Below are 20,328 nucleotides of genomic sequence, written 5' to 3' on the forward strand. Positions count from 1 at the left end.
ACGGCGCGGGCGGAGCGGCTCGCCCTGAAAGCCGCGCCGGCGGCTTTGCCCAATGCGGCGGAAGACGCATATATTATCTCCTATGTCCCAAACCCTGCCAGTCATCAATGTCGCGCCGCTGTTCGGCAGCGACGATGCGGCGCGCGCCGCGACGGCGCTCGCGATCGGGCGGGCCTGCCGCGAGAACGGGTTCTTCTATGCGACCGGCCACGGCGTCGATTCCACGCCGCTCGACGGGCTGGCGCGGCAATTCTTCGCGCTGCCGGAAGCCGAGAAGATGCAGATCGCCATGGCGCGCGGCGGACGTGCCTGGCGCGGCTATTTCCCCGTCGGCGGCGAACTGACCTCCGGCAAGCCCGACCGCAAGGAGGGCATCTATTTCGGCAGCGAGCTTGCGGCGGAGCACCCGCGGGTGCGCGCCGGCGTTCCGCTGCATGGCGCCAACCAGTTTCCGGCGCGGCCGACGGGCTTGCGCGCGGCGGTGCTCGACTATCTGGACGCCAACACACGCGCGGCGCATGCGATCCTCGAAGGGATCGCGCTGAGCCTCGGCCTGGAGGCGGGATATTTCCGCGACCACTACACCGCCGACCCGACGATCCTGTTCCGCATCTTCCACTATCCGCCCGACGTGCCGGCGTCGGCGCAATGGGGCGTCGGCGAGCATACCGACTACGGCCTGCTCACCCTGCTGGCGCAGGACGATGCGGGCGGGCTGCAGGTGAAGGCGCCGCAGGGCTGGCTCGAGGCGCCGCCGCTGCCCGGCACGCTGGTGTGCAACATCGGCGACATGCTGGACCGCCTGACCGGCGGCCTCTACCGCTCGACGCCGCATCGCGCCAAGAACACGAGCGGACGCGGGCGGCTGTCCTTTCCCTTTTTCTTCGATCCCGGCTGGGAGACGCAGATCGTGCCGCTGCCCGCGCATGCGACGGCGCAGGACGACCGCGCGACGCGGTGGGACGGCGAGAGCGTGCATGCATTCCGCGGCAGCTATGGCGCCTATCTCCTGGGAAAGGTCGGAAAGGTGTTTCCGGACCTCAAGCGGGACGTGATGTCGTAGCGCCGCGCAACGGCGTGTGCAGGAAACGCGCTCGTTACGCACCTGTGGGGATTTGGCGGAAATGGGGCTTGGACCGACTCGGTTCAAGGGGCGCCGAAAAATAATTCCGTAGACGGACTATCCCCCGGAGACGCGCGTGAAAGCGGCGGCGCGGCTGACGGAAACCGGAACGCGTGGGGGATAAGTCCGCGCCCGCGCCGCAGCGGACGATATTTTGTTGCGGCAAAAGAATCTTCTCAGGTCGTCCAGCCGCCGTCGATCGCCAGCGTCTGGCCGGTGACGAAGCCGCTCTCGTCGCTCGCGAGATAGACCGCGGCGGCGGCGATCTCCTCCGCGCGGCCGAAGCGGCCCATGGGCTGTCGGGCGATGAAGGACGCGAGGGCCGCCTTGGGATCGGGCTGGGCGGCGAGGCGGGCCTGCAGCGAGGGCGTGTCGACCGTGCCGGGACAGATCGCGTTGCAGCGGATGCCCTGCGCCACGAAATCGGCGGCGACCGATTTGGTGAGCCCGATCACGGCCGCCTTGGTGGTGCCATAGGCGCTGCGGTTGGGCACGCCGGTGAGGCTGGACGCCACCGACGCGATGTTCACGATCGAGCCATGGCCGCGCGCCAGCATGCCGGGCAGCACGGCGCGGATGGTGCGGACCATGGAGAGGACGTTCAGGTCCCAGGCCCGGTTGAAGGTCTCCGGCGCGGTGTCGAGCACGGTACCGTTCGGCACCATTCCGGCACAGTTGAACACCACGTCGCAGCGGCCAAGCGCGGCGAAGAAGCCGTTCACCTCGGCTTCGTCGACGACATTGAGCGGCGCGACGCGGATGCCGCCGGCTTCCAGCGACGCCAGTGCCGCTTCGTCGATGTCGGTCGCCCAGACCGTCGCGCCTTCGGCGGCGAAGGCGAGCGCGGTGGCGCGGCCGATACCGGCGCCGGCCGCGGTCACGACGGCGATCTTGTCCTTCAAACGCATGGGTGCATCAGCCGCGGCTCGCCATCATGAATTGCGCCAGCTTGAAGCGCAGCTCCTTACGGCCGTAATCGATAGTGACCGAAGAGGTCTGGCGCAAGAAGTTCATGCCGATGAACAGCGCCGGCTTGTCGGCCAGCCCCCAGACGTCGAAGACGTCGAGGTCGGAGACCACCAGCACCGAATTGTTGAAGGCGAGCGCGCCGAGCTTGATGTGCTCGACGAAGGTCAGGCGGCCGCCGGCCGAGCCGCCGGTGACGCCGAGGAGCTGGATCACCGAATCGCCGAGATATTTGCCGCCGTTCTTCTGAAGCTGGTTGAACAGATGCGTGTTGGCGATCGAGATCTGCGCCCCGGAATCGACGAAGGCGAAGGCCTTGCTGCCGTCGACGCTGCAATTGAACGCGGTGAGCTTGCCGTTCGAGCCGTTGACGCGGACGACCGCCTGGTCCGACACGATCGACCGCCAGCCGGCGTCGACATCGGAGGGCGCGACCGTCAGCCGATGATGCAGGAAGTCGAAGGTCACCGCCTGGCGGTCGATCACGTCGATGCCGAGATAGCCGTCCGCCCCCAGCCAGCCATGGGGCAGGACGGGCATGGGCAGCGAGTCCACGTTGACATGCCCGACGCGCAGATTGTCGAGATGCACCGACGGCGCGGGGAGCGCCCGCGCGATGCCCTGGACGATCACATTCTCGCCCGGCACCAGCCCGAGCGCGGCGGCGACGTCGTCGGCGATCACGCTGCGGTCGGCGCCGGTGTCGACCACGAAGCGGAACGGACCCTTCTGGTTGATATAGGTCTCGACGGTCAGGCGATCCTGCGCGTCGGCGACGCCCTGGATGTTCTCGGTCGCGGGCGGCAGTGCAAGCGGCGGCAGGACGAGCGGCGGGAGCGGCGCCAGGCGCGGCCCGGTTGCGGCGCGGGCCAGCGGCGGCACCAGCGCGAGCGCCGCGGCGCCCGTTCCCAAGAGGCTCCGGCGGGAAAACTGCGACATGGTCCCTCCCAGGCGTCCATCGGCGACGCGTCTTTGGGCGGAGCCTAGCACCGGCCCGGGGGGCCGGCGATCACGCTCGCGTCACTTCGGTCCGCCGGCGGCGGCGGCTTCGCGGCGTGCCGCTGGGCCGCGTTCCGGTGCTAGGATCGGCGAAAACCATAGCGGAGACGCCACGTGAGACTGACCCAGCCGCGCATCGCGCCCCTGACCGACGCCGAGCTCACGCCGGAGCAGCAGGAGATCCTGGCGCCGATGGGCGGACGGGTGCTGAACATCTTCCGCACCCTGGTACGCGAGCCCAAGGCGATCCGGGGCTTCCTCGCCTGGGGCAATTATGTGCTGTCGAAGCGCAACGCCCTGCCCGCCCGCGAGCGGGAGATCGTGATCCTGCGCATCGGGTTCCTCTGCAGATCGGGCTATGAGTGGACGCAGCATGTCGGCATCGGCAAGCGCGAAGGGCTCAACGACGACGAGATCGCGCGGATCAAGCAAGGCGCGGACGCCGGCTGGGGCGCGGCCGACGCGGCGCTGATCCGGGCGAGCGACGAGCTGCATGCGGGCCAGTTCGTCACCGACGCGACCTGGAAGGCGCTCGGCGCGCATTTCACCCAGAAGCAATGCATGGACGTCGTGTTCACCGCAGGGCAGTACACCCAGGTCTCGATGATCCTCAATTCCTTCGGCGTGCAGCTCGACGAGGGCCAGACCCTCGATCCCGACCTCAAGGGCTTCTAGATGCGGCTGCAGGACAAGACCGCTGTGGTGATCGGCGCCGGCATGAGGCTGGCCGCGTCGGATCGGATCGGTTGACCATGGCTTCGGAAGCGGCACGGGGCTTTTGGAAGGACGGCGCGATCCCCGATGCGCTGCGCGAGGCGCTGCGGGCCTATGATGCGTCGCCGGGGCCGGGCGAAAAGATCTTCCTGGCGCGGATCTATCGCGACGCGCCGGATCTTCTGACCGCGGACCGCATCGGATTGCTGATCGAGCTGCTCACGCGGCGCGAGATCGATCCGTCGGCGGTGAGCGGCGCGGGATGGCGCTATCTGGCGCGCGAGACGGACCTGCTGACGGCGCCGCCGCCGGAGATGGCGCGCCGGATCGCGGCCGACGCGCTGGTCCTGACGCTGTTGCAAGAGGACGTCGTGGCGCATGTCGGCGCGGAGCTGGCGCTGACCGCGGTGCGGCGCTGGCTGCTGCTGCAGGGTGGGGATTTTCCGAATTTGCGCGCGGCGCTGATCGCGCAGGCCGCGCTGAACGGCGGCGCCTGGCCGTTCGACGAAGAGGAACGGGCCGCGCTGGCGGCGGCCGAGGATTTCGCCCGCGCCTATCTGCCGCCGGCACCGCATCGGCGGGCCGAACCCGCCTTCGCCGACCCCGTGACGCGCGCCGTCGCAGAACAATATGAGGCGTGGCCCTATCCGGCCTGGACACGCATCCTTCAGGGCGGCACCCGATCCGTCGCGGCGCGGCTGCGCGATTTAGATCCCAGCGGCCCCGATACGATCGCCACGCCCGCCGAAATCCTGATCGCGGGCTGCGGCACCGGGCGCCAGGTAGCGCTGTGGGCGCTGCGCGCGCCGCAAGACCGCTTCACCTGCATCGACATTTCCCATGCGAGCCTGGGTCGCGCGGAGGAACGCTGCGCCGCGTTCGGAATCGGCAATGCGACGTTCCGCATGCTGGACCTGCACGATGCCGCCGCGCTCGGGCGCCGTTTCGACGTCGTGATGTGCACCGGCGTGCTGCATCACCTGCCGGATCCCGAGGCGGGCTGGACGGCGCTGGCCGGGGTGCTCAAGCCCGGCGGCCTGATGCATGTCATGGTCTATAGCCGGGTGGGGCGGCTGCGCGTCGCGGCGCTGCGCCAAACCCTGGGCGACATCGTCAAGGGGCCGATGAGCGACGACACGTTGCGCGAGATCCGTCGCCGCGTGCTGGCGCTGCCCCCGACCCGGACGCATCTGCGCACGCGCGACTTCCATTCGCTGGCGGGGGCACACGACCTCCTGGCGCACCGCCACGAGGACCCGTTCGACATACCGCGCATCCGGCGCGGGCTGGACAACCTCGGGCTCGAGCTCATCCGCTTCGAGCTGCCGCGCCAGGCGCACCGTGCGCGCTATCGGCGGGAGCATCCCGGCGATCCGTTGCAGCGCGACTTCGCGGCATGGGTGCAGGCCGAGCGCGACGATCCGGGCCTGTTCACGGCCATGTACGACTTCTGGTGCCGCAAGCCGCTATGAGCGCGGACGCCGCCCAAACCCGCGCCGCGGGCGTTCGCGCGCAATGGTTCGTCTTTCACATCCGTGAAAACGGCGGTAATCGGTTGCCGTGGCTTCGCGTCACGGCCGGGCAAGGATCGCCATGCAAAGGGAAGAACGCTGATGGATTTCGAGCTGTCCGAAGAACACCGCATGCTGAAGGACCTGGTGCATCGCTTCGTCGAGGACGAGCTGATGCCGCTGGAGGCCGGCGTGCTCGACCGCGAGGCGAAGGGCCAGGGATTGACCATCGGCGCGGCCGAAACGGCGCGGATCGACAAGGTGTCGAAGGAATTGGGACTGTGGGGGCTCGACGCGCCCGAGGATATCGGCGGCGCCGACCTGCCGGCGGTCGCGATGATCGGGGTGAACGAGGAGCTTGGGCGGACGGTGACGCCCTACACCCTGCCGCCGGACTCGCCCAATCTGCGCATGCTGATGGCGACGGTGAACGAGCGGCAGCGCGTCGCCTATCTCGAGCCTTATGTGCGCGGCGAGACGGTGTCGGCGATCGGCATCTCGGAGCCGGGCGCGGGCGCCGACCCGGCCGGGATGATCACGCGCGCGACACGCGACGGCGAGGACTGGGTGCTGAACGGGCGCAAGATCTGGATCAGCCGCGCCGACCATGCCGACTTCACCATCGTGATGGCGGTGACCAACAAGGAGAAGCGGGCGCGCGGCGGCATCTCGGCCTTCCTGGTCGACCGCGACGCGCCGGGGTTCAATGTGCTGCGGCGCATCCCGATGATCGGCGGCGCGGCGACCTATGAGATCGCGCTGGAGGACTGCCGGGTCGAGGGCTGGAAATTGCTCGGCGCGGAAGGCAACGGCTTCGCGCCGATGCAGCTGCGGCTCGGCACGCGGCGGCTGGAGATGGCGGCGTGGTCGATCGGCATGGCGCAGCGCGCCCTCGACATGATCTGCGCGTTTGCGCCGACGCGCGTGACCTTCGGCCAGCCCCTGTCGGAGCGCCAGGCGATCCAGTGGTGGGTGGCCGACGCGGCGACCAAGATCCATGCGACGCGGCTGATGACGTACGACTGCGCCTGGAAGCTCGACCAGGGGCGCGACGTGCGCGTCGAGATCTCGATGATCAAGGCCTTCGCGACCGAGATGGCCTACGAGATCGTCGACCGCGCGATGCAGGCGCATGGCGCGATGGGCATGACCAAGGAGCTGCCGCTGCAGCTGATGCAGGCCAGGCTGCGCACCATGCGCATCTATGACGGCCCGACCGAGGTGCACAAATGGGTGGTGGCGCGCAATCTCCTGGGGTCGAAGCGATGAGGGATCGCGGCGCGGCCGCGGCGCGGGCGGGGAATTTCACGGCGACCTGAACCGGGCGTTTTCGTTTGCGGCGGAATGTGCTTGTCTCGCGCACGAGGGTGCGTCTTGCCCGTTGTTCGTGCGACGAGGACAGCATGTTCAAGGACCGCAAGACGCCGGGCGTCTACATCACCGAGCTCGACGCCTTCCCGCCCGGCATCGTGGGCGTGGCGACGGCGGTGCCGGTCTTCATCGGCTATACCCAGACGGCGGCGGCGGACGGCAAGAGCGTGGCGCTCACGCCGGTGGCGATCACATCGCTGGCGGCGTATGAGCGCGTGTTCGGCGGCGCGGCGCCCGCGCAATGTCCGATCCTGACGACGGCGCAAGGCGCGGAGCCCGACATCGTGGCGCCACTCTGGAACGGCGACGCCTTCGTGGGAGGCAGCTTCACCCTCGCCGTGCCGATTCGGTTCCAGCTCTACAACAGCCTGCGCCTGTTCTTCGCCAATGGCGGCGGTTCCTGTTTCGTGGTGTCGGTCGGCGGCTATGACGGCATGGTGACGCCCGAGGCGCTGCTGCAAGGGGTGAAGGCGGCGGGCGATCAGGCCGGGATCACCCTGGTTGCCGTGCCGGACGCCGTCTCGCTGCCGGCGGACGGCGCCGCGGACGGCATCCCCACCTCGACGGCCTTCGGCGCGCTGATCCGCGCGGTGCTGGCGCAATGCGCGGCGCGGACCGATCGTCTGGCGCTGCTCGATCTCTACGGGACGCAAGCGATCGACACGCGGACGCCGACGGCAAACGCGGCCGGCGTGACGGCCTGCGCCGCGGCGTTCCGCGCCCAGACCGGCGATGCGGGCCTGGGTTATGGCGCGGCCTATTTTCCGTTCCTGGTGACGACCGTCGTGCAGGCGGCCGAGATCGACTACACCTGTTTCGCGACCGACGCGAAGAACCTGGCGCTGCTCGCGAGCCTGCTGACGGCCCAGGCGAACACCCTCTATCCCGACGGCGCCGCGACCTCGCCTGCGACAAACCGCAATCCGGAATATCTCGAGGTGGCGGCAGCGATCGCCGCGATGAAGACCACGCTGCCCGGATCGAGCCCGCCGGCCGATGCGGCGGCGATCGCACAGCTGAACGCGGCGCTGGTCGCGGCGCTGCCGCTGCTGCGGGAGATGGAGGCCATCGTCGCGGGCAAGCTGAGCCTGCTGCCGCCGAGCGGGGCGATGGCGGGCCTCTTCGCCGCCAACGACGCGATGCGCGGGGTGTGGAACGCGCCGGCCAATATCGCCGTCCAGATGGTGCAAAAGGCCAGCGCGCCGATCGACGACCAGCTCCAGGGCGACCTGAACGTGCCGCTCGACGGCAAGGCGATCGACGCGATCCGCGACTTTCCGGGGCGCGGCACCATCGTATGGGGCGCGCGCACGCTGGACGGCAACAGCAATGACTGGCGCTATATCCAGGTGCGGCGGACGATCATCTACATCGAGCAGTCGATCAAGAGCGCGCTGGCGCCCTTCGTCTTCGCGGCCAATGATGCGACGACCTGGGCCGCCGTCACCGCGATGATCTCCAACTTCCTGAACGGGGTGTGGTCGCAGGGCGGCTTGATGGGCGCCCGGGCGAGCGAGGCCTACACGGTGCAATGCGGGCTGGGCAGCACGATGACGGCCCAGGACGTCCTCAACGGCTACATGATCGTCCAGGTGACGCTGCAGATGGTCCATCCCGCCGAGTTCATCGCGCTGACCTTCACGCAGCAGATGCAGGGCGCCGCAGCCGCACCGGGCAAGGCATAGCGAAAGCCGTCAAGGACGGCGGACGGGCTACACAGTCTTGCCCGCGAGCAGGCTCCGGGCGCAGTCGAGGACCGTCTGCGTCGCCGGACGCGGCGCGAAGCCCAGCATCCGCCGGGCTTTCGCGGTCGAGAGATCGGTCTTCACGCCGAGGAGCGGCCGGATCATGCGCAGCCGCGCGACGAACAGCGCAAGGACGCGGACGGCGAAATCCGGCAGGCGCCGCGCCGGGATCTTCGCGCCCCGGGCGGCAAGAGCCGCGCGCAGCGTCGCCGCGATCTGTGCCATCCAAAGGAAGTCTCCGGCGGCGAGGAAACGCTCGCCGGCGGCCTGCGGCGCGAGCATGGCGCGGATGTGCAGGTCGGCGAGATCGCGCACGTCCACGATCCAGAAGCCGATCCGGGGGATGCCCGGCGGCCGGCCATGCAGCAGGCCGGCGATCACGCCCACCGAGCCCAGACTTTCTTTCGTCAGCACCGGACCGAACACGGCGCCCGGCAGGATCGTCGTGAAGGCGGTCGGCTTGCCCGCCATGAAAGCCCAGGCGGCGCGCTCCGCGAGGATCTTGGAGCGGCGATAGGAATCGAACTGGCGATCGTCCGGATCGGCCCAGACGGTCTCGTCGCTGGCATTGCTGACATCCAGCGGCGGACGGGCCGTCGCGGCGGCGGACGTCATCACCACGCGCCGGACGCCGGCCTTCACCGCGGCGGCCAGCACGCGCAGGGCCCCGTCGCGCGCCGCGGCGACGAAGGCGCCCGGATCGTCGGAAACACCGGTGCCGAGCGGCGAGGCGACGTGAAGCACATAGTCGCAACCGCGCATGGCGTCGTCCCAGCCGGCATCGCGGGTCAGGTCGGCGACATGGACGTTCAGGCGATCGCCGGAAGCGCCGGCCGCCGCGACGGCGGAGCGCAGCGCAGGCTCTTTCGCCAGGCTGCGCAAGGTGGTGCGCACCGCATAGCCGCGCTTGAGGAGTTCGGCGATGCACCAGCCGCCGATGAAGCCGCTGCCGCCCGTCACGAGGACCGTCTCGGTCATGGATTTAAAGTCCTTCAGCGGTCGATGGTGGCCATGATCCACGGCACGTAGCGCGGGCCTGCGATCTTTCCCGGCGCGAGCGCGTCGTCGAGCGCTTGCATCTGCGCGGCATCGAGCGTGACGGACTGCGCCGCGAGGTTCTCCTCCAGATATTTCCGCCGCTTGGTGCCGGGGATCGGCACGAAATCCTCGCCCTTGTGGAGCACCCAGGCGAGCGCGATCTGGGCCGGCGTCGCCTGCTTTTGCGCCGCGACCGCGTGCACGACCCGCATGGCGTTCACATTCGCCTCGAAATTGCCGGCCTGGTAGCGCGGATCGGTGCGGCGGTGATCGCCCTCCGGATAGTCGTCGGCAGGCTTGACCTCGCCGGTCAGAAAGCCGCGGCCGAGCGGGCAGAACGGCACCAGCCCGATGCCCAGCTCGCGCAGCACGGGGAGGATCTCCGGCTCCAGATTCCGCTCCCACAGGGAATATTCGCTTTGCAGCGCGGAGACCGGGTGGACGGCATGGGCGCGGCGGATGTTGGCGGCCCCTGCTTCCGACAGGCCGAAAAAGCGGACCTTGCCTTGGGCGACGAGGTCGCCGACCGCGCCTGCCACGTCGGCGATGGGCACGGCGGGATCGACGCGATGCTGGTAGAACAGATCGATGCGGTCGGTCTGCAGCCGCCGCAAGCAGCCTTCGACCACCCGGCGGATGTTCTCGGGCCGGCTGTCCGCGCCGACGATCCGGTTGCCTTCGAAGCGGGAGCCGAACTTGGTCGCCAGCACCACCTGGTCGCGGCGCCCCTTGAGCGCGCGGCCGAGCAATTCCTCGTTGGCGAAGGGCCCGTAATTCTCCGCCGTATCGAAGAAGGTGCAGCCCAGATCGATGGCGCGGTGCAGGGTCGCGATCGACTCCGCCTCGTCCGCCGGCCCGTAGGACTGGCTCATGCCCATACAGCCGAGACCGATGGCCGAGACCTCGAGGCCCTGACGGCCAAGCCTGCGTTTGGGGAGCGTCATGAATATCCTTCCGCCGAATAGCGCCGGCACCGGGCTCGCGGCATTTCCCACACCATGTCTACCGATGTATACTTGTCATTGGCACAAAAGTCTACGGTCGTAGAATTATGCGGAAATCCTCCACGAAAGCCCCGCCCAAGCGACGCCGGAACGCGGCCGCGACGCGCGACGCGATCCTCGCTTCGGCGCGACGGGCCTTCGCACGGTCCGGCTATGACGGCGCCGGGGTGCGGGAGATCGCGCAGGGCGCCGGCGTCACCGCGATGCTGGTCAATCGCTATTTCGGCTCGAAGGAGCAGCTCTTCGCGGAGGTCACCGCCGACACCATGGCGGCGCCCATCATCCTCGTGCCGGAGATCCTGGGTTCGGCGACCCCGGGCGCCGACATCGCCGCCGCGCTCATCGGGTTGACCGCGGCGGGGCAGACGCCACTCGACGGCTTCCTGATCATGCTGCACTCGGCCTCCAGCAGGCGCGCCGCCGAAATCGGCCGCGCGGAGATCGAAAAAGGGCATCAGAAGTCGCTGACCGGCGCGCTCAGCGGTCGGTTCGCGCCCCAGCGGGCGGCGCTGGTGCTGTCGCTGGTCGCGGGCGTCCAGGTGATGCGGCAGATGATCGGCCTGTCGGCCCTGGCGCAGGCCGAGCCCGAGGTCCTCATCGCGCTTCTCGCACCGCTCATCCAGCAGCTCATCGACGGCGAGGACTCGCCGGCAGCAAAGAGGCCGAGCGCGCGCCGCCCGAGCCGAAGGGGATCTTCGAGATGATCGCGGCGGAGAGCGTCGGACGCTCTCCGCCGCGGCGTGCGCTGCGGGGGGTCGTCAGCGCACTTCGAAGTGGAATGGCGTCGCGGGGCACGGCAGGCGGAGCTGGCGGCCGCAGGAGCGCGCTTCCACTTGGACTTCCGATCGCGAGGCGATGCCGTCATCGGCACGGCCGTGTTTCGTGTCGGCGCTCGTCGCCACCCGAACCCGGCGATCCGGCGCCGCGCCCGCGCTCCGCTGCCACCGCCAATGGGCGAATGCGCCGGCCACCGCTCGGCGTTCCATCAGCAGCAGGGCCGCGACCGCGATCATGACGAGACGGCTGCCGCCGTTCAGCACCAGCGGCGCCAGCATCAGGGCCCAGCCGGATCCGACACAGCCGGCCCCCGCACGGGCGCCGAAGCGTAGAGCCACGACGGGCATCGGCCGGCTGCGACTGGCATGCGGCGGCGCCTGCAGGCTGAGCCGAAGCGCGGCCCGCTTGGGCGGCATGACCTGCCACAAGAGCGCCAGCGCCGCGACGAGACCGAGTGCCGGTACCCCCAGGGCCGCCGCAGCGACGCCGATGACAAGTGCCAGCGGCACCAGCACCGCACCTGCCGCCAGCCAGATCGCGAGATATGAACAGAGGAACAGACCCAGCGCCAAGCCATGGCGCGTTCGGCGCCACAATTGTTCGGCAGGGCCCGCGGCCAGGGGAAGCGTCATCGCAAGAAGCAGGACGAGCCAGGACAGGGCGATCTGCAGCGGCGGATGCAAGGCAAGCGCGAGCTGGGCGGCCGCCCAGGCCGCGGCAAGATCGGAAGCGGTGCCGCACAGGCTGGGCATGGCCAAGGCCGCGCTTGCCCCGCGCCAAAGCGCCGTCCAGGCCAGCGCGCTCGTCAGGAGCAGAAGCAGCGGGACGGGCGGCACGGCATTCATGCCGCGACCCGGGACAGCCGACCGCCGCGTTACGCCGTGGAGCCCACTCCTCAAGCGACGCCCCCTTGGTCGAAATCTCTATTTCAGATTGCGCCCAATACTTGAATATATCAATGGTAATACATGTCCGAATACTTCGAATATTTCGGCAATCGCCGCGCTTGTCGCATAGGAAGGGACCGCCGACGCGGTGCGCCAGCGGTCCCGGTCTCGTTGCTTCCCGGCCTTTGTCAGCCTTTCGTCGTCACACCGTCGGGAACGTTCTTGCCCGGTTCCGGGCGAACGAGCTTCAAATTGCCGTTTTCCGGATCGACGGTCGACGGCTCCGCGCCGGCCAGGCGCTCGTCGGTGTTCGTAACAGTCGTGCGCGGCGCATAGATGTCGTCGCGCAGATCGTGCTGTTTCGCAGCCATGGGACTTTCTCCGGTTGTTCCAAAGAGAAAACGGCCGCGCGACGCAATCGTTGCACGGCCTAAGCCGCAGCCACGAGACCGCGCCGATAGCGCCGCAATCCAAGATGGAACGCCGCGAGCGCCAGCGCGGCATAGCCGGCCGCCGAGGCAAGCAGCACCGCCAATGTCGCGACGGACGGCGCACGCAGGAACGAGACCGGCGCCAGCACGACGAAGCCCGCCGGCAGCAACGTATAGGCGACGATCCTGGTCGCGCCGGAATAGACCGATCCGGGATAGCTCGAGAACAGCAGCATGAAATCCGTCAGGTCGCGCGCGAAGCTGCGCGCCCCGGCGAACCCGAAGGCGAGGCTCGCATACACGACGGCGGACGCGACATAGACCGTCGTGCCGCACGCCAGGCCGAGCAGCACGAACGGAACGTCGCGCCAGGCAAGGTCCGCGAAGGTCGCCAGCATCCAGATGCCCATGACGAGGTCGCCCCAGGCGGTCGCGATGCTCTCGCGCGCGAGCAGCCGCGCCAGCACCGGCTTGGGCTGGGTCAGCAGCGCGTCGAGCTCGCCGCGCAGGATGACGGCCGCCATGTCGCGATAGCCGCCGAAGAACACGCCCGAAACGGCGACGATCGTCATGACGAGGCCGAGCAGGAGCGCGACGTCGTGCAGGCCCCAGCCGCCGACCCGGCGGAACCCCGCGAAGAACATGTACCAGAGCGCCAGGAAGAAGATGTCGTTCAGGACCATCCCGAACGCGTTGAGGAAGAAATTGACGCGGTCCGTCAGCGACGTGCGGATCGCGGCGCGGACATTGGCGGCATAGGTCGAGACGATGCCCATCTACAGCCCCTCCCGGAGGATCTTCTTCAGGCCCGCGTGCCAGAGCAGCGCGATCAGCCCGCTCAGGAGCGCGAGCCAGATCAGCTGCAACGCGAGGGACGCCGCGAAGGCGGCGGCGGACGGCGCGATCATCTGGTTGCCGGCGACGAACAGGTTCGCCGCGAAGGGCGTCACCGCCGCCCAGCGATAGAGCCAGCCGGGATACAGGGTGATGGGCGCGAACAGACCGCCGAGCAGGAAAGTCGCCTTCTGCACGATCAGATAGGGCGGCAGGACGCGGCGCACCCAGAACGCCGCGAGGCCGACGACCGTGAAGAGCAGCACGCCGATCATGGTCGCGAACACGCCGAGGATGGCGGCATAGCCGAAGGCGGCGGGCGGCGGCAGGGCGCGGCCCGACAGCGCGAGCGCAACGAGCGCCGCGGTGCCGATCCCGATCAGGCGGCCGAACGAGTCGCCGAACGATTCCGCGATCTTCTGCAGCAGATAGGATTTGGGCCGCAGCAGATGCGGCTCCAGCAGGCCGAGGCGGATGTCGTCTTCCAGGCGCAGATGGATCGCGGCCACCGACAGCGCGATCCACTCCGTCGTTCCGAAATAGAGGGTGAGGCCGCCGGACGGCAGCGTGGTCGCGAGCGTCCCGGCCAGGCGCTGCGCCGCGACCTTGTCCCACAGCCCCGACAGCACGGCCATCGCGACGAGATAGAACAGCGCGCGGCCCATCAGGATCGGCCAGTTCGCGAAATTGCGCCGCAGGCCCAATGCGAAGGCCGAGAACGCCGCTGCAAGCGCGGCGCCGGCCGGCGCCTCAGCGCGCGCCGTTTGCGTCGTAGATCGCACGGACCACCTCCTCCATCGGCGGGTCTTCGATGGTGATGTCCTCGATGCCGCCCAGCGCCAGCGCCGCGGCGACCACGGCTTCGACGCGCGCCTTGCCCGTGTCGACTTCGAAGATCGCGATATGCGGCCCGCTGGGGCGGCGCAGGACGCCGGGCAGCGACAATTCGAGCCGCGGCGCAACGGAGCGCAGGGTCACCAGGCGATGGCCGAGGAAGCGGCGGCGGAGCTGGTCGGTCGGCTGGTCGACCACGATGCGCCCCTCGTTGATCACGATCACCCGGTCGCAGACGAGCTCGATGTCGCGCGTGTCGTGCGACGTCAGCAGCACGGTCTGGCCTTCGGCGCCGGCCTGCTCGCGGATGAAGTCGCGGATCGCCGCCTTGGCGGTGATGTCCAGGCCGATGGTCGGCTCATCGAGGAAGAGCAGCGCCGGGCCGTGCAGCAGGCTCGCGACGATCTCGCAGCGCATGCGCTGGCCGAGCGACAGGCGCTGCACCGGCTGGTCGAGCAGGCTGCCGAGCCCGAAGCGTTCGACGAGCTGGTCGCGGCGGCGATCGAACGCCGCCCGGTCGATGTCGTAGATGCGCCGGAGCAGCGCGAAGGCGTCGCGCGCCGGCAGTTCGGGCCAGAGCTGCGAGCGCTGCCCGAACACCACGCCGATGCGGCGGTTGAGCGCGCGGCGCTGCTTCCAGGGCACCAGTCCAAGCACCTGCGCGGTTCCGCCGGCAGGCTCGAGAATGCCGGACAGCATCTTGAGCGTGGTCGACTTGCCGGCGCCGTTCGGCCCGATGATGGCGACGCGTTCGCCCTGCGCGACTTCGAAGGAGATGCCGCTGACCGCCGTGACGACGCGGATGTCGCGCCGAAACAGGCCGCTCAGGCCGGGTTTGCGCCGGACGTAGCGATAGGTCTTGCGGAGGTTCTCGACGGAGACGATGGACATGGGATCGGTTCGGCAACAGGAGGAACGAAGCGGAGCGTGCGAGCTTGCGCGCACATAAGCATCGTCGCCATCATTGCTTTCCCCCCTTCTCGATCCACGCCACCACATCCTGCCACACGGCAGGACCTTCGAGATCCCGCAAAAGCATATGGTAGCCATGATCGTAGCGGTGGACCTGGGCCTTCGTGCCGAGATCCGCGAGCACCGCTTCGGTGGGCGGCGCGGGGATCACCTGGTCGTTCTTGCCATAGAGAAACAGGAGCGGCGGCGGATCGCCGAGGCGCGGCGCGGCCTTGCGCGCATCGTCCATCAGGTTGGTCAGGCCATAGACCGCGTCGGTGCGGGTCGCCTTCTGCACCAAGGGGTCGCGCGCATAGGCGCGCAGCATCGGGATGTTGTCCGAGGGCCAGATCTGCACCACGCCCCGGCCGGAGACCGTGAGTCCGGGCATTGTGTGCGCGGTGAGCCAGAGCACCACGCGATAGGACAGCGGCATGTCGGAGCGCGACCACACGGCCGGCGCCACCAGGATCACGCCGTCGGGCCGCGGCGGATCGGGCTCCGCCAGCGCCGAGAGCACGACGGCGCCGCCCATGCTCTCGCCCAGCGCATAGACCGGCAGGCCCGGATAGCGGGCGCGCGCGGCGCGGAGCGCATCGGCGAAGTCCCGGCGCATCGTGTCGCCGCCGGCCCACAAGCCAGGGTTCGGCGCCCTGCCGAAGCCGCGCTGATCATAGGCGAGCGTGACGATGCCGTGTCCCGCCCAGAACGGCGCGGGCATGGCGAAAGCGTTGGAATAATCGCCCATGCCGTGCAGCGCGACGATGACGGCCTTGGGCGGGCCGGGAGGCGCCCAGACGCGCAGCGGCAGCCTCTCGCCGTCCCGGGCGACGAGCGCGCCGTCCGCGAGCGCGGGCGCCGCATCACCGATCCCGCGCGGCGCCAGCACCGGCGCGCAGGCGGCGATCAGGAGGAGAGCAAGGCCCGCACACGCTTTCGCAAATAGGGCAGCAGTTCGTCCTCGAACCATGGGTTCTTCTTCAGCCAAGCATTGTTGCGCCACGACGGATGCGGCAGCGGGATATGGCGGGGCGCATAGTCGCGCCACGCCTTCACGGTCTCCGTCATATTGGATTTCGCGGCGTCGCCCAAATGCCAGGTCTGCGCATAGGAGCCGACGAGGAGCAGCAGGCGCGGCGGCGGCAGCGCCTCCATCAGCCGGTGGCGCCAATGCTGGGCGCAGATCTTCGGCGGCGGCAGGTCGGAGCCGGCGGCGTCATAGCCCGGGAAGCAGAAGGCCATGCCGGTGATCGCGATGCGCGAGAGATCGTAGAAGGTCGCGCGGTCGACGCCCATCCAGTCGCGCAGCCGGTCGCCGGAAGGATCATTGAAGGAGATGCCGGTCCGGTGGACGCGCAGGCCCGGCGCCTGCGAAGCGATCAGGAGGCGCGCCGTGGGCGAGACGTGCACGATCGGATGCGGATCGAGGATGTCGGCGCAGATGCGGCAGGCGCGGATTTCGGCGACGAGGCGGGCAAGTTCGCGCGGCGTGGCGGTCATCGGAAAAGAGTGATGGTCAAATCCATCCCGACCCTCGTCATCTCGCGATCGGAGGTCATGATCTCGGCATTCTTGTCGAATGCCAGGGCGAGACACAGTTTGTCGCCAAGGGAGAGATTCAGCGTCGGATGGGCACGCCAGATCTGCGCGGCAATACGAGCGTGGCCAATCGTGACCGGAACGATGTCCAGACCAAGACCGAGAACATCGTGGCAGATCGCTTCGCTATCCAAGCCTTTGCGAGACGCGACGAGCAGCACTTCGGCAAGATTGGCCGACGACATCAAAGCCGATGCCGCGATCCGGACGACGGCGTCGGCGCCCGGCTCGCGCAATGCGACGGCCAGGATCGCGGAGCTGTCGAGCACAATCACTTTTCGAACGGCCTCGGCTCATCCGCGAATTCACGCCGCGCCTCTTCGCGCTTTTCGGCGATGAACTCATCGACGGAATAGCGACTGCGAAGCGGTGCGAACGCCGCTTGCAGACGCTTCACCGCCGCGTCGATTTCGTCGGGCGTCTTGGCATTCTTGTGTTCGGCTCCTGGCCCTACCTGCTCCGCGAGGATGCGGCGGATTTCTTCCTCCACGCTGCGGCCGTTCTCGGCTGCGCGCAGGCGAAGGCCCTTGTGGACATCGTCCGGGACGTTGCGGATTGTCAGTGTTGCCATGACAGCAGTGCTAGCATAATGCTGGCACTGCTGTCAATGAAAGCGCTAATCGCTCCGAAGCAAAGCCCGCGCGATCACGATCTGCTGGATCTGGCTGGTGCCCTCGTAGAGCCGGAAAATGCGGACGTCGCGGTAGAAGCGCTCGATGCCGTAATCGGCGACATAGCCGGCGCCGCCGAAGATCTGCACCGCCTTGTCGGCGACGCGGCCGACCATCTCGGAGGCGAAATATTTGGTGCAGGCCGCTTCCATCGTGATGCTCTCGCCGCGGTCGCGCTTGCGGGCGGCGTCCATCACCATGCAGGTCGCGGCATAGGTCTCGGTCTTGCAGTCCGCCAGCATGCCCTGGATGAGCTGGAACTCGGCGATCTTCTGGCCGAACTGTTCGCGCTCGCGGGCGTAGTTCACGCTGTCCTGGATGAGGCGCTCGGCGACGCCGACGCAGACGCCCGAGATGTGCAGCCGGCCGCGGTCGAGGACCTGCATCGCGACCTTGAAGCCCTCCCCCTCCTTGCCGAGCCGCAGCGACGCGGGCACGCGGACATTGTCGAAGTGGATGTCGCAGATATGGGCGCCCTGCTGGCCCATCTTCTTCTCGGGCTTGCCGACCGTGATGCCGGGCAGGTTCGACGGCACGATGAAGGCCGAGATGCCGCCGGCGCCCTTGCGCTCCGGATTGCTGCGCGCCATCAGGGTGAACATGCCGGCGCGGTTGGCGTTGGTGATGAAGCGCTTGGTGCCGTTGACGACATAGTGGTCGCCGTCACGGATCGCCGTGGTGCGGACCGAGGCCGCATCGGAGCCGGCGCCCGGCTCGGTCAGCGCGAAGCTCGCGATCACTTCGCCGCTGGCGAGCCTGGGCAGCCATTCGGACTTCTGCGCGTCGTTGCCGAACATCACGACGCCCTGGCTGCCGATGCCGACATTGGTGCCGATCACCGAGCGGAAGGCCGGCGAGGTGCGGCCGAGCTCCATGGCGACGAGGACCTCTTCCTCCATGGTGAGGCCGAGGCCGCCATATTCGACCGGGATCGACAGGCCGAACAGGCCGAGCTCGCGCATCTGGGCGATCACCGCGTCGGGGACGCGGTCCTCCTCCGCCACCTTGGCCTCGATCGGCACGCAGGTCTCGCGCACGAAGCGGCGCACGGTGTCCAGAAGCTGGTCGCGGGTCTCGAGGTCGAGCGGCATGGGGATCTCCTTGTGGAAAGGAGCGTAGCAAAAAGATCAGTCCGCCGCGCGTGGGACATAAAGGCTGACCACCAGGATATGGTCGACGGTTTCGCCGTCTTCGCCCAGCGGCAGGAAGGCGCTTTCGTAATAGACGAAACGCGCATCGGGGATTTCCCGGCCGACCCAGCCGCGCACGGCGAAGGGCTCGGCGGTCGTGCGGACGTGCTCGTAGACGCTGTACATCATGTTGCCGAGCGCGGGCTCCGCCGTCCGGATATGGCTGATGCGCAGGTCCTTGAACGAGATGCCATAGGCCTGGACATGGGCGTCGCCGGCGATGCGGTATTCGTAGTCCTTGCCGCCGTCCACGACGCGAAGCAGGACGATGTTGCGCAGGAAGCCCGCCATGTCGCGGGGGCGAAGCTGCGAGCGGGCCGGCAGCCGGCGCGGCCCTTTCAGGGCCCGCCAAAGCGCGGCGGCGTTGCGCAGGATCGCATGGTCCAGCGCGTCGAGCGAAACAACGTAGACGGACGATCGGTCGCGTCGGTTCGGCGAGGCACTTCCCAGAACTGGCGGCATCGGATTCCCCGGATGCGGAAGGTTCGGCCAGAAACTCCTAAGATTTGATGGAAGCGTTCGACCGCCGCGCAGCACAATATACCGTACACGGATAGGTTGCGGTCACTCCGGCGCCTTGGGCACGTGGAAGGCGCAGACCAGGACATGGTCGACCGTTCGCCCGTCATCGGCGAAGGGCAGCAGGACGCTCTCGTAATAGACGAACAGCGAATTGGGCCGGTCGCGGCCGATCCAGCCCTGCAGGCCGAGCGGCTCGGCCGTCACGCGCACATGCTCGTAGAGTTCGCGCATCCGCGCGCCATGGCCGGGGTCGGCCCGTTCGATCTGGGTCAGGCGCATGCCGCGGAAGCGCAGGCCATAAGCCCAGACGAAGTCGTCGCCCACGATGCGGTATTCGTAGTCGGCACCGCCGTCGATCACGCGGAGCAGGACGATGTTGCGCAGGAGGGCGCGCATGTCCTTCGGGCTCAAAGCGCTGCGCGCCGGGAGCCCGCGACTTCCGCGCAGCATGCGCCAATAGTTCGCCGCCGTGCGCGTCGCCGCGTTGTCGAGCGCGTCGAGCGCCACCGCCGTCACCGAGGATTGCTCGGGCGCCGCCTGCATCTCCAGCGTGTGCGGCGGCGGGACGCGCCACGGCGCCACGTCCAGTTTCGGTGCCCCCTGCATCGCCATCAGCCGTCGAAGCTGTCGCGCGGGGTGTAGACCGAGAAATTCAGCACATGGTCGATCGTCGCCTCGTCCGGGCCCATCGGCATGAAGACGCTCTCGCTGTAGATGTATTGCTTGTGCTTGTCGCCGCGCTCCAGCCAGCCGCGGAAGGCATAGATCTCGCGGCGGCGCACGGCGCGGTCGTACAGGCTCCGCAGCACCGGGCCGTAGCCCGGCGAGAATTTGTCGACGTCGCTGACCTTCAGCCCCTGCATGGTGAAGCCATGGCTGATGACATGGGCGTCGCCCACGATGCGATACTCATAGTCGGCGCCGCCGTCGACCAGGCGCAGCAGCACGATGTTGCGCAGCAGCGGCGAGAGATCGCGCGGCGTGAGGTCGGCGCGGGTCGGATAGGTGCGGGCGCCCTTGAGCCGGCGCCAATAGTCGACGCCCTGGCGAAGGATGGGACTTTCGATCGCGTCCAGCGCTATGATCCCGGATGCGCTTTCCGGGACGCCAGTTGCGAGCGTTATGACGTTCGGTGCGGGCACGGCGGGTTTCTTGGTTGGT

General features: G+C 68.6%; 23 protein-coding genes. 6 read left to right on the plus strand and 17 right to left on the minus strand.

From position 1 onward, the window contains the following. The first annotated feature begins 82 nt into the window (after positions 1-82). Positions 83-1,063 (plus strand): 2-oxoglutarate and iron-dependent oxygenase domain-containing protein, encoded by a 981-nt coding sequence (locus tag WDM91_09125; protein MEI9994742.1) that lies wholly within the window; start codon positions 83-85, stop codon positions 1,061-1,063. 236 nt (positions 1,064-1,299) lie between these two features. Here WDM91_09125 and WDM91_09130 read toward each other — a convergent pair whose 3' ends face one another. Beyond that, a complete protein-coding gene (locus tag WDM91_09130) occupies positions 1,300-2,031 on the minus strand; it encodes an SDR family oxidoreductase (GenBank protein ID MEI9994743.1) in 732 nt (243 codons plus the stop codon). Between the two features lie 7 nt (positions 2,032-2,038). Continuing rightward, positions 2,039-3,028 carry an aspartyl protease family protein gene (locus WDM91_09135; protein ID MEI9994744.1) on the minus strand — a complete coding sequence of 330 codons (990 nt, stop codon included), beginning with the start codon at positions 3,026-3,028 and terminating at the stop codon, positions 2,039-2,041. 174 nt (positions 3,029-3,202) lie between these two features. Between WDM91_09135 and WDM91_09140 the strand changes: the two genes are divergently transcribed. From WDM91_09140 to WDM91_09155, 4 genes are all read left to right on the plus strand, one after another. Further along, on the plus strand, positions 3,203-3,763 hold the full coding sequence (locus WDM91_09140) for a carboxymuconolactone decarboxylase family protein (protein ID MEI9994745.1): 561 nt from the start codon (positions 3,203-3,205) through the stop codon (positions 3,761-3,763). Positions 3,764-3,840: 77 nt separating this feature from the next. Then, a complete protein-coding gene (locus tag WDM91_09145; protein ID MEI9994746.1) occupies positions 3,841-5,274 on the plus strand; it encodes a class I SAM-dependent methyltransferase in 1,434 nt (477 codons plus the stop codon). A gap of 141 nt (positions 5,275-5,415) precedes the next feature. After that, a complete protein-coding gene (locus WDM91_09150; protein ID MEI9994747.1) occupies positions 5,416-6,582 on the plus strand; it encodes an acyl-CoA dehydrogenase family protein in 1,167 nt (388 codons plus the stop codon). Between the two features lie 134 nt (positions 6,583-6,716). Further along, the gene (locus WDM91_09155) at positions 6,717-8,369 is read left to right on the plus strand and encodes a phage tail sheath C-terminal domain-containing protein (protein ID MEI9994748.1); all 1,653 of its coding nucleotides are present in this window, start codon (positions 6,717-6,719) and stop codon (positions 8,367-8,369) included. Positions 8,370-8,396: 27 nt separating this feature from the next. Here the strand turns inward: WDM91_09155 and WDM91_09160 are convergent, their stop codons facing one another. After that, positions 8,397-9,407: an NAD-dependent epimerase/dehydratase family protein gene (locus tag WDM91_09160; protein MEI9994749.1), complete on the minus strand. Its 1,011-nt coding sequence runs from the start codon at positions 9,405-9,407 to the stop codon at positions 8,397-8,399. Positions 9,408-9,421: 14 nt separating this feature from the next. Further along, entirely contained in the window at positions 9,422-10,411 is a 990-nt protein-coding gene (locus tag WDM91_09165; protein MEI9994750.1) for an aldo/keto reductase, read from the minus strand. A 107-nt stretch (positions 10,412-10,518) separates the two neighbouring features. On the opposite strand from WDM91_09165, the gene WDM91_09170 reads away from it, so the two are divergent. After that, positions 10,519-11,175 carry a TetR family transcriptional regulator gene (locus tag WDM91_09170; GenBank protein ID MEI9994751.1) on the plus strand — a complete coding sequence of 219 codons (657 nt, stop codon included), beginning with the start codon at positions 10,519-10,521 and terminating at the stop codon, positions 11,173-11,175. A gap of 54 nt (positions 11,176-11,229) precedes the next feature. On the opposite strand, the gene WDM91_09175 is transcribed toward WDM91_09170, so the two are convergent. From WDM91_09175 to WDM91_09235, 13 genes are all read right to left on the minus strand, one after another. Further along, positions 11,230-12,093, minus strand: a complete 864-nt coding sequence (locus WDM91_09175) for a DUF2182 domain-containing protein (GenBank protein ID MEI9994752.1) — start codon at positions 12,091-12,093, stop codon at positions 11,230-11,232. Positions 12,094-12,323: 230 nt separating this feature from the next. Further along, a complete protein-coding gene (locus WDM91_09180; GenBank protein MEI9994753.1) occupies positions 12,324-12,506 on the minus strand; it encodes a hypothetical protein in 183 nt (60 codons plus the stop codon). A 59-nt stretch (positions 12,507-12,565) separates the two neighbouring features. Then, the gene (locus tag WDM91_09185) at positions 12,566-13,342 is read right to left on the minus strand and encodes an ABC-2 family transporter protein (protein MEI9994754.1); all 777 of its coding nucleotides are present in this window, start codon (positions 13,340-13,342) and stop codon (positions 12,566-12,568) included. Next, entirely contained in the window at positions 13,343-14,182 is an 840-nt protein-coding gene (locus WDM91_09190; protein ID MEI9994755.1) for an ABC-2 family transporter protein, read from the minus strand. Then, the gene (locus tag WDM91_09195) at positions 14,151-15,125 is read right to left on the minus strand and encodes an ATP-binding cassette domain-containing protein (GenBank protein MEI9994756.1); all 975 of its coding nucleotides are present in this window, start codon (positions 15,123-15,125) and stop codon (positions 14,151-14,153) included. The genes WDM91_09190 and WDM91_09195 overlap by 32 nt, the downstream gene beginning before the upstream one ends. Positions 15,126-15,195: 70 nt before the next feature. Beyond that, on the minus strand, positions 15,196-16,155 hold the full coding sequence (locus WDM91_09200) for a lysophospholipase (GenBank protein ID MEI9994757.1): 960 nt from the start codon (positions 16,153-16,155) through the stop codon (positions 15,196-15,198). Next, positions 16,092-16,685, minus strand: a complete 594-nt coding sequence (locus WDM91_09205) for a uracil-DNA glycosylase family protein (protein MEI9994758.1) — start codon at positions 16,683-16,685, stop codon at positions 16,092-16,094. The genes WDM91_09200 and WDM91_09205 overlap by 64 nt, the downstream gene beginning before the upstream one ends. Continuing rightward, positions 16,682-17,053, minus strand: a complete 372-nt coding sequence (locus tag WDM91_09210) for a PIN domain-containing protein (GenBank protein ID MEI9994759.1) — start codon at positions 17,051-17,053, stop codon at positions 16,682-16,684. The genes WDM91_09205 and WDM91_09210 overlap by 4 nt, the downstream gene beginning before the upstream one ends. Positions 17,054-17,055: 2 nt before the next feature. Next, positions 17,056-17,274: a hypothetical protein gene (locus tag WDM91_09215; GenBank protein MEI9994760.1), complete on the minus strand. Its 219-nt coding sequence runs from the start codon at positions 17,272-17,274 to the stop codon at positions 17,056-17,058. A 126-nt stretch (positions 17,275-17,400) separates the two neighbouring features. Next, positions 17,401-18,546 (minus strand): acyl-CoA dehydrogenase family protein, encoded by a 1,146-nt coding sequence (locus WDM91_09220; protein ID MEI9994761.1) that lies wholly within the window; start codon positions 18,544-18,546, stop codon positions 17,401-17,403. 36 nt (positions 18,547-18,582) lie between these two features. Next, positions 18,583-19,107, minus strand: coding sequence for a PAS domain-containing protein (locus WDM91_09225; GenBank protein ID MEI9994762.1), 525 nt, complete (start codon positions 19,105-19,107; stop codon positions 18,583-18,585). Between the two features lie 102 nt (positions 19,108-19,209). Continuing rightward, positions 19,210-19,779 carry a PAS domain-containing protein gene (locus tag WDM91_09230; GenBank protein ID MEI9994763.1) on the minus strand — a complete coding sequence of 190 codons (570 nt, stop codon included), beginning with the start codon at positions 19,777-19,779 and terminating at the stop codon, positions 19,210-19,212. Further along, a complete protein-coding gene (locus tag WDM91_09235) occupies positions 19,779-20,309 on the minus strand; it encodes a PAS domain-containing protein (protein ID MEI9994764.1) in 531 nt (176 codons plus the stop codon). Before WDM91_09235 ends, WDM91_09230 begins: the two co-directional genes overlap by 1 nt. Positions 20,310-20,328: the final 19 nt, after the last annotated feature.

Source organism: Rhizomicrobium sp. (genome assembly GCA_037200385.1).
Classification (GTDB): Bacteria; Pseudomonadota; Alphaproteobacteria; order Micropepsales; family Micropepsaceae; genus Rhizomicrobium.